Origin of the sequence: Peristeroidobacter agariperforans (genome assembly GCF_004138335.1) — a bacterium.
Lineage (GTDB): Bacteria > Pseudomonadota > Gammaproteobacteria > Steroidobacterales > Steroidobacteraceae > Steroidobacter > Steroidobacter agariperforans.
This window is the reverse complement of record NZ_RYFW01000005.1, coordinates 269,803-282,964: the sequence shown is the minus strand read 5'-3', so window position 1 is coordinate 282,964 and position 13,162 is coordinate 269,803. Positions and strand designations below refer to the sequence as shown.

14 protein-coding genes are annotated in these 13,162 nt (G+C 62.3%); 4 read left to right on the top strand and 10 right to left on the bottom strand.

Going from position 1 to position 13,162, the window contains the following annotated elements:
- Positions 1-296: 296 nt before the first annotated feature.
- The 3 genes from EK373_RS29030 to EK373_RS29020 form a co-directional block, all read right to left on the bottom strand.
- Entirely contained in the window at positions 297-620 is a 324-nt protein-coding gene (locus tag EK373_RS29030) for a hypothetical protein (RefSeq protein ID WP_129648456.1), read from the bottom strand.
- 203 nt (positions 621-823) lie between these two features.
- Entirely contained in the window at positions 824-1,924 is a 1,101-nt protein-coding gene (locus EK373_RS29025) for a right-handed parallel beta-helix repeat-containing protein (RefSeq protein ID WP_129648454.1), read from the bottom strand.
- 240 nt (positions 1,925-2,164) lie between these two features.
- On the bottom strand, positions 2,165-2,431 hold the full coding sequence (locus tag EK373_RS29020; RefSeq protein ID WP_129648452.1) for a DksA/TraR family C4-type zinc finger protein: 267 nt from the start codon (positions 2,429-2,431) through the stop codon (positions 2,165-2,167).
- A 376-nt stretch (positions 2,432-2,807) separates the two neighbouring features.
- Between EK373_RS29020 and EK373_RS29015 the strand changes: the two genes are divergently transcribed.
- On the top strand, positions 2,808-3,146 hold the full coding sequence (locus EK373_RS29015) for a hypothetical protein (RefSeq protein ID WP_129648450.1): 339 nt from the start codon (positions 2,808-2,810) through the stop codon (positions 3,144-3,146).
- A gap of 11 nt (positions 3,147-3,157) precedes the next feature.
- Here the strand turns inward: EK373_RS29015 and EK373_RS29010 are convergent, their stop codons facing one another.
- Positions 3,158-3,616: a TIR domain-containing protein gene (locus EK373_RS29010; RefSeq protein WP_129648448.1), complete on the bottom strand. Its 459-nt coding sequence runs from the start codon at positions 3,614-3,616 to the stop codon at positions 3,158-3,160.
- A 106-nt stretch (positions 3,617-3,722) separates the two neighbouring features.
- On the opposite strand from EK373_RS29010, the gene EK373_RS29005 reads away from it, so the two are divergent.
- The 3 genes from EK373_RS29005 (at position 3,723) to EK373_RS28995 (ending at position 7,723) form a co-directional block, all read left to right on the top strand.
- Positions 3,723-4,466: an endonuclease/exonuclease/phosphatase family protein gene (locus EK373_RS29005; RefSeq protein ID WP_129648446.1), complete on the top strand. Its 744-nt coding sequence runs from the start codon at positions 3,723-3,725 to the stop codon at positions 4,464-4,466.
- Positions 4,467-4,485: 19 nt separating this feature from the next.
- Positions 4,486-6,522 (top strand): 3-hydroxyacyl-CoA dehydrogenase NAD-binding domain-containing protein, encoded by a 2,037-nt coding sequence (locus EK373_RS29000; RefSeq protein ID WP_129648444.1) that lies wholly within the window; start codon positions 4,486-4,488, stop codon positions 6,520-6,522.
- A gap of 139 nt (positions 6,523-6,661) precedes the next feature.
- Positions 6,662-7,723, top strand: a complete 1,062-nt coding sequence (locus tag EK373_RS28995) for a cyclic nucleotide-binding domain-containing protein (protein ID WP_129648442.1) — start codon at positions 6,662-6,664, stop codon at positions 7,721-7,723.
- A gap of 15 nt (positions 7,724-7,738) precedes the next feature.
- On the opposite strand, the gene EK373_RS28990 is transcribed toward EK373_RS28995, so the two are convergent.
- From EK373_RS28990 to EK373_RS28965, 6 genes are read right to left on the bottom strand one after another with little or no spacing between them, the layout of a single operon-like run.
- Positions 7,739-8,089 (bottom strand): PilZ domain-containing protein, encoded by a 351-nt coding sequence (locus EK373_RS28990; protein WP_129648570.1) that lies wholly within the window; start codon positions 8,087-8,089, stop codon positions 7,739-7,741.
- A 34-nt stretch (positions 8,090-8,123) separates the two neighbouring features.
- The gene (holB, locus tag EK373_RS28985) at positions 8,124-9,179 is read right to left on the bottom strand and encodes a DNA polymerase III subunit delta' (RefSeq protein WP_129648440.1); all 1,056 of its coding nucleotides are present in this window, start codon (positions 9,177-9,179) and stop codon (positions 8,124-8,126) included.
- 21 nt (positions 9,180-9,200) lie between these two features.
- Positions 9,201-9,857 carry a dTMP kinase gene (gene tmk / locus EK373_RS28980; protein ID WP_129648568.1) on the bottom strand — a complete coding sequence of 219 codons (657 nt, stop codon included), beginning with the start codon at positions 9,855-9,857 and terminating at the stop codon, positions 9,201-9,203.
- Positions 9,857-10,879, bottom strand: a complete 1,023-nt coding sequence (gene mltG, locus EK373_RS28975; RefSeq protein ID WP_129648438.1) for an endolytic transglycosylase MltG — start codon at positions 10,877-10,879, stop codon at positions 9,857-9,859. Before mltG ends, tmk begins: the two co-directional genes overlap by 1 nt.
- Before the next feature lie 9 nt (positions 10,880-10,888).
- Positions 10,889-11,695, bottom strand: coding sequence for an aminodeoxychorismate lyase (gene pabC / locus EK373_RS28970; RefSeq protein ID WP_129648436.1), 807 nt, complete (start codon positions 11,693-11,695; stop codon positions 10,889-10,891).
- On the bottom strand, positions 11,692-13,158 hold the full coding sequence (locus EK373_RS28965) for an aminodeoxychorismate synthase component I (protein WP_129648435.1): 1,467 nt from the start codon (positions 13,156-13,158) through the stop codon (positions 11,692-11,694). The genes pabC and EK373_RS28965 overlap by 4 nt, the downstream gene beginning before the upstream one ends.
- Positions 13,159-13,162 lie beyond the last annotated feature (4 nt).

Below are 13,162 nucleotides of genomic sequence, written 5' to 3'. Positions count from 1 at the left end.
CATCATCGACCGAGGTTGCCAGGTGCGAAGGTCGTCGTGCCGGTTCCGGTCGTCGTCGGCGGCCAGGCGCATTGCCCACCGGGTCAAGCGAAGAAAGGCAACTGCTGAGAGCTCGAAGCTCGCACTCAGCGAGGGCGTTAAAGGATTTCGGCGCGCCAGCCAAAGCCTGGGCGGAAGCTGCCGAGCGCTTTGGATTGGACCCCGGATAGGGATCTCCATAAGGCGCATAATGCATATTATGTCATCTCAAGGATGCGCCTCGTATGACCATCCGATGCCTCTCGTATCCACCAACTTCAGTCACTGCCGTACTCACGGCACACGGCTGGAGACCCCTGCAGAATCGGCTGCACAGCCACCTCGTTCCAGGCGGAGCCATTCGCGAGCTGAAGTCGTTCGACGACCAGCAAGGAAAGCATCGTGTAATGGTCCTTGGTGGGTTTGTCGAGCTTGACCATCCAGCACTTCCGCGCGTCTTGATGCAGACGGCCGCTATGCCAACCGCCCTCGATTGATTTCGAGGTGATGCGAATCACCCCACCACTCGTAAGGGGCAACTCGGCGTGGGCAGTGGCGGTCAATGCGAGTGCCAACGATAGGGCCGAGAGAATCAGTTTCATGTCTGGACTCCTTGCAAACTTGACCGCGGTGATCGCGCTCTGGCGGGTTAGGCAATGAAGACATTGTGTGGATCGGCGCTGCGCCCGCCATCGGTCGAAGGAGCCAGATAATTCGCCGATTGCCAGCGCCGAACGACGTCTCACCTGTCAGAAGCCGGGCCACGTTGCGCTGGCCCGGCTGAGCTGCACTGTCGCGAGTCTCGTTACGGAGCGCAGTTCAAGATGTCAACGGCCCTGTTGGCAGTCACGGTGCCGGGGCCCGACGGTGCGACATAGCCGCTGCTGTTGGGCGCGCAAAAGATTCCGATGCTGTTGCCCACGATGGTTCCGCTCGCATCGCTGAACACCACGGAGGCAGTCTTCGCCACGTGAACTCCGGTGCCGACGTTGTTGCTGACAAAGTTCTTGTTGCCATTCACCGAATTGAAGAAATGAATGGACGACCCGCTGTCCGCGAGCAGGCCGACGCCGGTGTTGTTCACCACCGTGGTGTCGGATAGCTCGAGCACGCCACCGGAGCGCGCGACGCCGCCGGTTGTATTGTTGCGTACCAGGACGATGTCGGGCCCGATGCCGTCCGGCGTCAGGCTGGTGGCATTGACCGTGCCGCCCTTGAACGCGAGCAAGCCTGTGACGTTCTGCTCGATCGTGCTGTTGCTGACCAGTGCCACGCCGCCGCGGGATGCATAGACACCGACGTTGCTCGAGCGGATCGTCGCCTGGGTGATTTCCATCGTGCCATTGTCGGACGCCACCATCGCGAGGTTGGTCTGCTCGGCGATGATGTTCCTGAACACGGCGTGGGAGTTCTTGTTGACCGCTGCACCTCCCTGCGGCCCTCGCAGCGTCAGATTTTCGATTCGGACATCGTGAGCACCGTTGGTCACGTTCACCGAGAACAGCGGCGCCGAGGGCGCCTGTATAGTCGCTGCCTCCACAACGCCGTTCAGGGTGACGTTACTGCGCTCGATCACGACAGCTTCAGTGCAGGTCCCTTTGATGTAGATAGTCAGCAGTCCCAAGCCGTTCGCATGCAACTGCAATACGTCGTTGATGCTGCCGCCCGCTGCGCAGTCGACCTCAGCATCCACATACCTGTCTCTCGCCTGCAGCTCACCGACTTGCATCTCGAGCTGCTTCACGTGCTTTCTCAGCTTCTTCAGCTTCTGTTCGACCTGCGGCAACGTCGTGGCATCGGCCTCCTCCTCCTGCGCCACAGAAAACGTACTCACACTCAACAAGGCTGTCGCTACACATACGCCCAGTACTGTGCGCAAGCCGTTGTGACGATCGATGTCTCTCATGATGACTTCCTATCGGGTTTTTATTGATGTGCACGAAGCAGTTGTGCTCCGGCGCGGACGTCGTCACGGCTGTCGAGTCGCGGCTCGATCCGTGAGCGGACGTCCCATCTTAGTTGTTGCCCGTTGATCAGATCTGAGAGGAAACTCTCTCGTTTTCAAATCCACGTTGCAGAAACTCAACGGCAAACTGCTCGCGAGTCATGAGCTCGCGAGCTTGGAGATGTTTCTAAATGTTCTTCGTCAGCGCAGCTGGCTGTCTTTACTGCCGCGCCGGTTGTAGCCGCTGAACGCAGCCTGCTCTTTATCTTCAGCTTCCTGGCAGAGGATGCACAGGCGCACGCCCGCGATGGCTTTGCGGCGGGCCTCGGGAATCTCGGCGCCGCAGTCGGCACAGTGGGTCAGGCCCGGACCGCTGGGCAGCAGACTCTTGGCGCGCTCGACGGCGTCCTTCACGGTCGCGTCGATCTGATCCTGAACTGCGCCGTCACCGGCCCAACCTGTGGCCATTGTCACCTCGCCGCCTGATGCCGTTCCGAACGGCCATAGATGAGGGCGAGTGTAAGCGCGTGCAAGGTCTCGGGCGCATCCCGCACCGGCATCATATTGAGACGATTACGCTTCTATGCTGACCTGCCGGAGAGCACTACCTAAGCAAAGCGACCACATCGGGGCGTCCTCCGGATCGCACTGCCAAAAAACTCTCTCAGGGCCGTTGCCTTTCGAAGTCGCTGGAGTATATTCCGGCCATAGACGCTTGAGCGGATGGAAAAAATGCCGCCGGGCGACTGAGTAACTTCTCAGCTATCGCTCGCCGTTGTTGTTGCTGGAATGATCGTGTGATCCTTGGCGCCATCAGCGGCTAACCCATCCGGGAGTCAGTTGAATGAGCAGCGCCTGGGAGAATTTTTTCGCCGCGACGGTCGTGCTTGCCTCGGCCGGGCCGATCAAGCATCGCCTCGTCGAAGCCTATCGCGAGCACCTTGCCGATCTGGAAGAAGACGAACTGCCGCGGGAGATCCGCGACGAATTCAGCTCATTGAGCTCCGCCATGTGCTGCGTGCGCCCGATGAAGGGCGAGAATGCGATTCAGGCGACCGTCCGCAAGATGTCCGACCTGGAGGCCGGCGGCTTCGCCGTTCGGATCGTTGGCATGCTTGGTGTCCTGGCCCGCCTGCAGGCGGCGCAGCGAGCGCCGAAGCTGCGCGCCGTGGGCGAAGACTGAGTCCCTTTCGACTAGTCCAGCTTGAACTCGATCGTGTCCCAGCGGGCCGTGTCCTCGTGACGGGCCTGCCGGCGGATCGCGTCCGCGATCGAGCGCTCGTTCCACTCGACGATCTCATCGCCGAGCGCCTCCAGCTGCACCGGCACCTTCTCCCTGACGCCGAATTTCTCCAGCACGATCACCGGCTTTTCGAAGCCCTTGGCGCAGTTCAACTGGAAGTCGATCAACTCCCGATGCCGCTGGTACAGCGCCGCCGGCACGATCACCACCTCGGCCAGGTTGATCTGCTTGCGTAATTCGTCCTTCATCGCCTCGCGCGAACTGGTGGCGAACTCCGGGTTGCTACAGTTGCGGTAGTAGAAATTGTGCGAACTCTCCAGATACTCGAACACGCGGTGATAATCGTCCGAGGGCTCGAACGCATGGCTGACGAACACCCGCACCGGATTTTGTTGAGAAACGCTGCCCACTTGGCTGGCTCCCGCCGCGATGATGGCCCCATTCTAATCCATAATGCTGCTGTAGAATGCGGCCCCGCCCGCGGTCCCACGCCGATGGTTTGAGCTCACGCCACAGATGCGCTTCGTCCTGTACAACATCCGGTACGCCACCGGTTTCGGCCCGGCCTTCCACCTGCCGGTGCCGGGCGCAGGCTACCTCCGCAGCAATCCGCGCGTCCTGAATGGCATTACCGAGTGGCTCAAGTCCCTGGATCCGGACCTGGTGGGGTTGATCGAGATCGACACCGGCTCGATCCGCTCCGGGCTGGTCAACCAGGCCAAGCAGATCGCCGATTCGCTCGGCCATTACTCGACCTACCAGTGCAAATACGGCACCGCCTCCATCAACCAGCTGATGCCCATCGTACGCAAACAGGGCAACGCGTTTCTGGCCGCGCCGCGCGTCGAGGGCGAGCGCTTCCATTATTTCGAAACCGGCATCAAGCGCCTGATCATCGAGCTGGAACTCGAGGAGTGCGCGATCTTTCTCGTGCACCTGTCGCTGAAGTTCCGCCATCGCCACGACCAGCTGCGTCACCTGCACGAGCTGGTGAAGCGCGCCAGCAAGCCGGTGATCGTGGCCGGCGACTTCAATACCTTCTGGGGCGATCACGAGATCTATCTGTTCATGGAGGCCTCGGGCCTGAAGAGCGCCAATCGGCTCGGCCTGCCCTCCTACCCCAGCAACAAGCCCCGCAAGGAGCTGGACTTCGTGCTGTATTCCAACGGCATCGAGGTCACTCAATTCGATGTGCCGGACGTGCGGTTCTCCGACCACCGGCCCTTGATCTGCGATTTCAACATCCGGCCCAGAACCTGAACAACAAGCGGAGTCGATCATGACCGAAGCTACGGCCGCTGCCAGCGGCGCCGCTCATTGGCGTTTGGAAACCGAAGCGAACGGCATTGCCTGGCTGATCGTCGACAAGGCCAATGCGGCGGTGAACAGCCTGTCGCGAGAGGTGATGGAAGAGCTCGACGCCATTCTCACGGCGCTGGCTCGCACGCCGCCCAAAGCATTGATCGTTACCTCGGCCAAACCCGGATTCATCGCCGGCGCCGACATCAAGGGATTCGTCGGCATCGACTCGCCCGAGGCCGCTTATCAGATGATCCGGCAGGGTCAGCAGGTGGTCGACAAGCTGGCCAACCTGCGTTGTGTCACCGTCGCCGCGATCAATGGGTTCGCACTCGGCGGCGGCCTGGAAGTCGCCCTGGCCTGTCGTTACCGCGTAGCCGCCGACGATGCCTCGGTCACGCTCGGATTTCCGGAAGTGCAGCTGGGTGTGCATCCGGGCCTGGGCGGCACAGTGCGCGCCGTCCAACTGGCCGGGCCGATTGCCGCGATGGATCTGATGCTCACGGGCCGACACATCCGGCCCAAGCAGGCGCTGCAGATGGGCCTGGTCGACAAGCTCGCCCCGGCCGCCCAGCTGCGTGACGTCGCCCGCTCGATGGCGCTCAGTCCGCCGCCCGTAAAGACGATGTCGCTGAAGCATCGGCTGCTGAATCTGGGGCTGGTACGGCCCATTCTCGCCGGGCAAATGCGCTCGCAGGTCGCGAAGCGCGCACGCCCCGAGCACTACCCTGCTCCCTACAAGCTGATCGAGTTGTGGCAGGAATATGGCGCCTCGGGCGAGCGCGCCTACGAGGCCGAAGCCCGCTCGATGGGCAACCTGTTGTGTACGCCGACGTCACGCAATCTCGTGCGTGTGTTCTTCCTGCAAGAGCGGCTGAAATCCGCAGGCAAGAGCGGCGAGCCGCTGAAGCATGTACACGTCGTCGGTGCCGGCGTGATGGGCGGCGACATTGCTGCCTGGTGCGCAGCGCGCGGTCTCACCGTCACGCTGCAGGATCGCGAGGAAAAATACGTCGCGCCCGCCATGGAGCGCGCAAGAAAATTCTTCGAGAAGCGTTACCCCGATCCAGCCAAGCGCAATGAAGTGCTCGCTCGGCTGCAGGCCGACGTTCCCGGGGCCGGCGTGCCGCAGGCGGATCTTGTGATCGAAGCGATCTTCGAGAACCTGCAGGCGAAGCAAGAGTTGTACGCCCGTCTCGAGCCGCAGATGAAGCCGAATGCCGTGCTCGCCACCAACACCTCGAGCATCGTGCTCGAGCAACTCGCCGAAAAACTTACGCAACCCCAGCGACTCATCGGTCTGCATTTTTTCAATCCCGTGGCGCGCATGCCGCTGGTCGAAGTGATTCACGCGGCGGACACGGATCCCAAAGAAATCCAGGCGGGCCTCGCCTTCGCACGGCAGATCGACAAGCTCGCCATCCCTTGTCACAGCGCGCCGGGATTTCTCGTCAATCGAGTGTTGATGCCGTACTTGAGCGAAGCGGTGCGCGCCGCTCAGGAAGGCATTCCACTCGCGCTGATCGATCGGGCCGCGGAGGAGTTCGGCATGCCGATGGGACCCATCGAACTGGCCGACGTGGTCGGTCTGGACGTGGTCATGAGCGTGGGCAAAGTTTTCTTCGAGACCGGTGCCGAAGTGCCGCCGGTGCTGGCGACGCGCTTCTCGGCCAAGAAATTTGGCAAGAAAACGGGTGAAGGCTTCTATGTGTGGCAGAACGACAAGCCGGTGAAACCGCCCTATACCGGTCAGAGCGCGCCCGATGATCTGCAGGATCGCCTGCTGCTGCCTTTGGTCAACGAAGCGGTCGCGGTGCTGCGGCAACGCATCGTGGAGGATGCGGATCTCATCGACGCTGGCGTGATCTTCGGTGCGGGCTTTGCGCCGTTCCGAGGCGGTCCTTTGCAATACGCGCGTGCGCGCGGTGTCGATGCCGTCGTCGCCCGATTACAAGAGTTACAAAATTCCCACGGTGACAGATTTGCGCCGGACGAAGGGTGGGATTTACTGCGTTGATCGAGGCCGGTAGCGCGGTCTTACCGGCAAAGGGGCTGTGCTACCATCCCCGACGGATCTGTCAGCCCAGATCTGCCCTGGATCCGCGGCGCCGTCCGTCGCGTTGCTCGGGCAACCGGCCCTTCGATACTGGAGACACATGGAGAGCAAGCCGCTCGATCTTGGCCTGCTTCGGTCATTTTCCCCGCTCGACGGATTAAAGCCCGAGAATCTGCAGACGCTGGCGCGCAAAACCGTGCTCCGCGAACTCTCTGCGGGGCGCTTGTTGTTCAAGGAGGGCGACAGCGACAAGCGCACGTATTACCTGGTGAGCGGTGTCCTCGAGTTGCTGCGTGACGATCGAGCCGTCACCGTGTTGCGTGGCGGTTCTCCGGAAGCTCGCAACCCCATCGCACCATTCACACCGCGACGTTACACCGCGCGCGCCGTATCCGATCGCGTCGAGTTCATGGTCATGGACAGCGACATGCTCGACATGATGCTCACCTGGGATCAAACCGGCTCCTACGAAGTCGGCGAGTTGAGCAGTGCGAACGAGCAGACGCCCGCGAGCGACGACTGGATGACGACACTGTTGCAGACCAAGGCGTTCCATCGCATTCCGCCGGCGAACATCCAGGCGATCTTCATGCGCATGCAACGCCAGGAAGCCAAGGCCGGCGACGTCATCATCAAACAAGGCGACGACGGCGATTATTTCTATGTGATCGTCAAAGGCCGATGCGTGGTGACGCGCGAGACGCCGCTGAACAAGGCCGGCATCAAGCTCGCCGAGCTCAGCATGGGCGACACCTTCGGCGAAGAAGCCTTGATCGCCGATGCCAAGCGCAACGCCAATATCACCATGCTCACCGACGGCGCGCTGATGCGCCTGGCCAAGGACGATTTCCGCAAGCTGCTGAACGAGCCGATGCTGCACTGGGTGACGTTCGATCAAGCCAAGGACATCGTCGCCAAGGGCGGCAAGTGGCTCGACGTGCGGTTGCCCAGCGAGTTCGACAACTTTCACATCGAAGATGCGCTCAACCTGCCGCTGTACTTCATCCGGCTGAAATTGAGAACGCTCGACCCGAAGGTTCACTACGTCGTGGTCTGCGATACTGGCCGACGCAGCTCCGCCGCAGCCTACATTCTGGCCGAGCGGGATTTGAATGCGTCGGTACTGAAAGGCGGGATGAACGCGGCGAATTTGAAGAAATAGCGCCGCCGGAGCTGCTCACATCGTGTGCGTCGGCTTATCGCCGCCGAGGGCGCCCGCCAGATAGCTCTCGATCTTGCGCTGAGTATTGCCCCGATCCTGTTCGCTGAACTGCACGCCGATGCCGGCGGTGCGTTTGCCCTGCGCGCCCTTCGGCGTCATCCAGATCACACGGCCGGCGACCGGTAGCTTTTCGTCCTCGCCCATCAGGTTCAGCAGCATGAATACTTCATCGCCGAGCCGGTAATTGCTGTTGGTCGGAATGAACAGGCCGCCGTTCTTCACGAACGGCATATAGGCCAGGTACAAGGCGCTCTTGTCCTTGATTGTCAGAGTCAGCAAACCGGGCTTGCTGCTGGGTTGACGCATCACCATGCGATCTTTCCGACCTTGAGAAAAAGACTCAGCTCGCGCGCGCCACCGGCGCCTTCCCAGGCGCCAGCACTTCCAGCAGAGCGATCAGCCAGGATTCCACGGCCAGCTCGCGTTGGAGCGCGGTACGGGCCAGTTGCGCTTTCAAGGCCCGGGTGCGGTCCACCATGCTGTACAGCGCGCTTATGTTCAACGGCCGCGACGGGCTTGGCAAGTGCGCAGGTCCCCCTGGGAACGTGACCCGATCGTCACTTCCGGCAATCCCTGTGCGCGCGAGCGCCGACAGCCACAAGTCGAGCCAGATCAGCCGGTCGATGAGCGCGTCTTTTTCCCACTCCGCCGCGACCTGGGTCACATCGGCGTCGCCGCTGAGCAAATCGCGTAGGGATTTCTGCATGTGCTGGTTGAGCGCATCGAAGGCGCCATCGGCGTAGGCCAGCGCTTTGAGCGGGGCCCCGCCGCTGAACTCCAGCAGCGCCGGCGAGACTGCCTTGCCCGACTCCTGCTGCAGCCAGGCCATCGCATCGGCCGTCGATGGACGCGTGATAGTGAGCTTCTGACAGCGACTGCGCACGGTCGGCAACAGGCCCGACGGCCGCGATGTGAGCAACACGAGCAAGCTGCCCTTCGAAGGCTCTTCCAAGGTCTTCAGCACGCTGTTCGCCGCGCCCGGCGTCATCTGATGGGCCGGCTCGATGATGGCGACCTTATAGCCTTGTCGGAAGCTGGTCTTCGACAACTCCTCGCAGGCCGCGCGCACCTGATCGACCGAGAGCTGCGTCTTGTCTGCTTCGGGCGCGACCCAGTACAGGTCCGGATGCGAGCCCGCTTTGATGAGCGCACAGCTCGCGCACGCGCCACAAACTTCGAGCGCGCCATCGACCGACTTCTCACAAAGCACCGCCGCCGCGAGCCACGCTGCAAACGATTCGGTGCCGAGCCCTTCGGCGCCCTGCACGAGAATCGCGTGCGGCAAACGGTTCGCCGTCCACGCCTGACGCAGCTGTCCGATCGCCGCCGAGTGCCACGGCAACAAGCGGGGGCTCGGCAAGGGTTGCGGCTCGGCTTGTTCCTCTTTCTTGGCCATGACTTGAATTGTAACTGTGGGTTATGAACGCTGCGCCGGGGACAACTTCAACAGGCGCTCGGCGATGACCTGCTGAATGGCGACAGTCACCGCTTCCAGACTCTCGGTGGCATCGATGATGGCGAAGCGCTTCGGCTCCTGGCGTGCACGATCGAGATAAGCCGCACGGACCCGCTCGAAAAATTCCTGCCGCTCCTGTTCGAAACGATCGCTCGTTCCTGCAGCTGCATTTCTCGCGCTGGCGCGCGCCGCACTGACCTCGAGCGGTGCATCGAGCAACAGCGTCAGATCGGGACGCAACGTTCCTTGCACCATCCGTTCCAGTGTCGCGATGTTCTCGGTCGGCAAGTGCCGGCCGCCGCCCTGGTAGGCGTAGGTCGCATCCGTGAACCGGTCGCAAATCACACATGCGCCACGCGCCAACGCCGGTCGAATGACATTCTCGATGTGCGTCGAACGCGCCGCGAACATGAGCAGCAACTCGCACGTGCTCGGCATTGGCTCGTCGTTCGTTTCCAACAGCAACTCACGAATGCGCTCGGCGCGGTGCGTGCCGCCGGGCTCACGCGTCACCACCACCTCGACGCCCTGCTCGGCGACGAAATCCTTGAGACGACCGATCTGCGTGGATTTGCCCACGCCCTCGCCGCCTTCGATAGTGATGAACTTACCGTGCATCATCTCTTACTGCGCAACTTCTGCAGATAACGTTTTACAGCGGCGTTGTGCTCGGCCAGCGTCCGCGAGAAGTAATGACTGCCATCGCCATTACCCGTCGCTACGAAGAACAATGCGCCGTTGCTCTCGGGATTCACCGCTGCCCGCAGGGAATCCAGTCCGGGCAGTGCGATGGGTGTCGGCGGCAAGCCCGAGCGCGTGTACGTGTTGTACGGGGTATCGCGCAACAGATCCGTGCGGCGGATGTTGCCGTCGTACGCGCTCATCATGCCATAGATGACCGTCGGATCGGTCTGCAGTCGCATGCCCCGCCGCAGGCGCTCGACGAACACGCCCGCGATCTGCGGCCGCTCGGAATCCAAGGCCGTTTCCTTCTCGACGATGGAGGCCAGAATCAGCGCTTCGTACGGGCCGGCCAGCGGCAAATCCTTAGCTCGCGATTCCCAGACCGTCTTCACTTCCTGCTGCATGCGTCTGAACGCCATGCCGAGCAATTCGATGTCGGTGGTGTTGCGGGCGAAGCGATAGGTGTCCGGAAAGAACTGCCCTTCCGGATGCAGATCGGGCTGGCCGAGCGCGCGCATGATGTCTTCCGGCGAACGCGCGGCATAGTCGCCGCGGATCGATGGCGACTGCGCAAGCGCTTTGCGAATGTCGGCGAAGGTCGAGCCTTCGATGAAGGTGATGCTATGGAGCAGAACCTCGCCTGAGTTGAGCAGCTCGAGCAACCCGCTCGGCGTCAGCCCCGGCGTGAGCTGATATTCGCCTGCCTTCAACGAGTGATCGCGCCTGGTGATGCGCGCCCACGCCGTGAAGACCAACGGCTGATCGAGCAGGCTCTGATCGTTGAGCGCGCTCGCGACGGTACGTAGCGATGCACCCCTTGGCACTTCGAACACCGTCGGCTCGGTGAGCGTCGCGATCGGCGTCTGCAGCCACTGATGGCTCCACCATGCCAGCGCGCCTGCCGCCACGATGCCCAACGGAACCAACACACCGAACAGACGCAACAGGGTTCGCATTCCGATCCTTCACTCGCTCAGCGATAACGCATTCGCCAGACGTGTCGCTACGTCGGACGTTGTCCATTGCCACGACTCGAGCGAGGCCACCGAACGGATGCCACGCACCGCGTTGGTGATGAAGACTTCGCTCGCCGTTGCCAGATCGTGCGGCCACAGCGGCTCTTCGCTGACCGCCAGTTTCAGTTTCGCGGCCGCTTTGATCACTTGCGCGCGCATCACGCCCTGCACGCCGCAGAAGCGCAGATCGGGCGTCACCAGCACATTGTCACGAACGATGAACACATTGGCCGAGGTCGCACACACGACTTCGCCTTCGGTGTCGAGCATCAAGCCCTCATCGACCTCGCCTTCGCGCCACTCGCTCTGCGCCAGCACCTGTTCGAGTCGATTCAGATGCTTGATACCCGCGAGCCGAGCGTTGCGTCCGAGTCGGATGTCACACCACCGCAGACGTAACGCCCCGTGCGGCACTGGATTGAAGGGATGCAGCGCCACGACCCGAGTGCTCGACATCGCATCGCTCGGCCGATAGCCGCGTCCACCCGCTCCACGGGTCACGATGATTTTCAAGACGCCGCGATCCGCCTCGGCCGTAATCTGCGCGATCTCACGCAGCAATGTCTGTCGATCCGGCGGGGCGATGCCCAAGCGGGCGCACCCGGCAAACAAACGCTGGCAATGATCGTCGAGAAAGCGCACGCGGCCGTTGACCAGCAACGCCGTCTCGAACAATCCGTCGCCGTATTGAAAACCACGATCGTCGGCGGGAATGTGCGCCGATGCTTCGCCGTTGACGAGCATGGCGAGCGTCATGACACGACACCGTCGGTATCCGAACCCAACGCTCGCAGCACGCCGCGAGCTTTCGCACGCGTCTCGGCCAACTCGCGCTCGGGCACGGAGTCGGCAACGATGCCGGCCCCCGCCCTCAGAGTGAGTCGCTCGCCCGCCACTTCGAGCGTGCGAATCAGGATGTTCGTGTCCATGCTGCCGTCCCGGTTGAGATAACCGAGCGAGCCGGTGTACGCACCACGCGCCACCCCTTCGAGCTCCGCGATGATCTCCATGCAGCGGACCTTGGGACAGCCGGTGATCGTGCCGCCCGGAAACACCGCACGCAGTACATCGCCGGGCGTCGCCTCGGGGCGCAGTGTGCCGCTCACATTGGAAACGATGTGATGGACGTGCGCATACGACTCGATGGTCATGAGCTCGTCGACCTTCACGGTGCCCGCTTCGCAGATTCGCCCCAGGTCATTGCGTTCCAGATCGATCAGCATCACGTGCTCGGCCCGCTCTTTGGGATGAGCGTGCAGCTCGCGCGCGAGATCGACATCGGCGGCAGCAGTCTGGCCTCGTGGACGCGTACCCGCAATGGGCCGCGTGGACACATGGCGCTCGCGCACCGATACCAATCGCTCCGGCGAAGAACTGACGACTGTGATCCCTTCGAGGCGCACGATGCCGCTGAAGGGCGCCGGATTGGTTTCGCGCAGTCGTCGATACAGATGCTGAGGCGTGACGCCTGCGGTCAGTTTCGCTTGCCAGCTGCGCGAGAGGTTCGCTTGATAGATGTCGCCGGCGGCGATGTATTCCAGCGCGCGCTCCACACTCAGCAAGAACTTGTCCGGCGCATCTTCAGTCACATCGCCCGCGACCAATGGCGCCTGAGGCGAAATCATCGCGGGCGCGTGCACGAGATCATTTGCCATGCGCGCCAACAAGGACTCGAACGCCGCTTCGGCGACCAGCCAGGATTTGCCGCTGTTCCGCTCGTGAACAATTGCTGCGGGCACTCGAATCGCGGAGGCAATCGGGCCTGCGGCCGGCAATGGAAGATGCAATCGCGGCTCGATTTCGCCAGCGAGCTCATAGCCGAGATAAAGCAACCAGCCCCCGCTGAACGGCAGCTCGTTGTCTGCACGAGCTCGAACGCGCTCGGCTTGCCACCAATGATCCAGCGCGGGAAGGAATTTGGCCGGTCCTGCGGATCCCTGCGCGGACGACATTCGGGCGTCCTGCCCAGCACCCTCGACCGCGCCGGTTCGACCGCTCAGCGTGCCATCACGCCGCAGCGACAGGTGCCCCTGCGGATATGCGAACAGGATATCGAAGCGTGTGCGCGCGTTGCCGGCAGCGGCACTTTCGAAGAGCGCGGGATAGCGGTCGGGAAAAGCGGCGTGCAACGCCAACAGCGCCGAGGCATGTGCGCTGACGGGTTGGATCAATGGCGCTCGCTCGATCGACAGGGACGTGGGCGACTCCGGGCCGCTCATGAAG

What these genes read in the sequence shown, in the direction of transcription:
- EK373_RS29025 (WP_129648454.1), bottom strand. Translation starts at nt 1,924, where the DNA reads ATGAGAGACATCGATCGTCACAACGGCTTGCGCACAGTACTGGGCGTA.
- holB (WP_129648440.1), bottom strand. Translation starts at nt 9,179, where the DNA reads ATGGCCAAGAAAGAGGAACAAGCCGAGCCGCAACCCTTGCCGAGCCCC.
- mltG (WP_129648438.1), bottom strand. Translation starts at nt 10,879, where the DNA reads ATGCGAACCCTGTTGCGTCTGTTCGGTGTGTTGGTTCCGTTGGGCATC.
- tmk (WP_129648568.1), bottom strand. Translation starts at nt 9,857, where the DNA reads ATGCACGGTAAGTTCATCACTATCGAAGGCGGCGAGGGCGTGGGCAAA.
- EK373_RS29015 (WP_129648450.1), top strand. Translation starts at nt 2,808, where the DNA reads ATGAGCAGCGCCTGGGAGAATTTTTTCGCCGCGACGGTCGTGCTTGCC.
- pabC (WP_129648436.1), bottom strand. Translation starts at nt 11,695, where the DNA reads ATGACGCTCGCCATGCTCGTCAACGGCGAAGCATCGGCGCACATTCCC.
- EK373_RS29030 (WP_129648456.1), bottom strand. Translation starts at nt 620, where the DNA reads ATGAAACTGATTCTCTCGGCCCTATCGTTGGCACTCGCATTGACCGCC.
- EK373_RS29005 (WP_129648446.1), top strand. Translation starts at nt 3,723, where the DNA reads ATGCGCTTCGTCCTGTACAACATCCGGTACGCCACCGGTTTCGGCCCG.
- EK373_RS28990 (WP_129648570.1), bottom strand. Translation starts at nt 8,089, where the DNA reads ATGCGTCAACCCAGCAGCAAGCCCGGTTTGCTGACTCTGACAATCAAG.
- EK373_RS28995 (WP_129648442.1), top strand. Translation starts at nt 6,662, where the DNA reads ATGGAGAGCAAGCCGCTCGATCTTGGCCTGCTTCGGTCATTTTCCCCG.
- EK373_RS29000 (WP_129648444.1), top strand. Translation starts at nt 4,486, where the DNA reads ATGACCGAAGCTACGGCCGCTGCCAGCGGCGCCGCTCATTGGCGTTTG.
- EK373_RS28965 (WP_129648435.1), bottom strand. Translation starts at nt 13,158, where the DNA reads ATGAGCGGCCCGGAGTCGCCCACGTCCCTGTCGATCGAGCGAGCGCCA.
- EK373_RS29020 (WP_129648452.1), bottom strand. Translation starts at nt 2,431, where the DNA reads ATGGCCACAGGTTGGGCCGGTGACGGCGCAGTTCAGGATCAGATCGAC.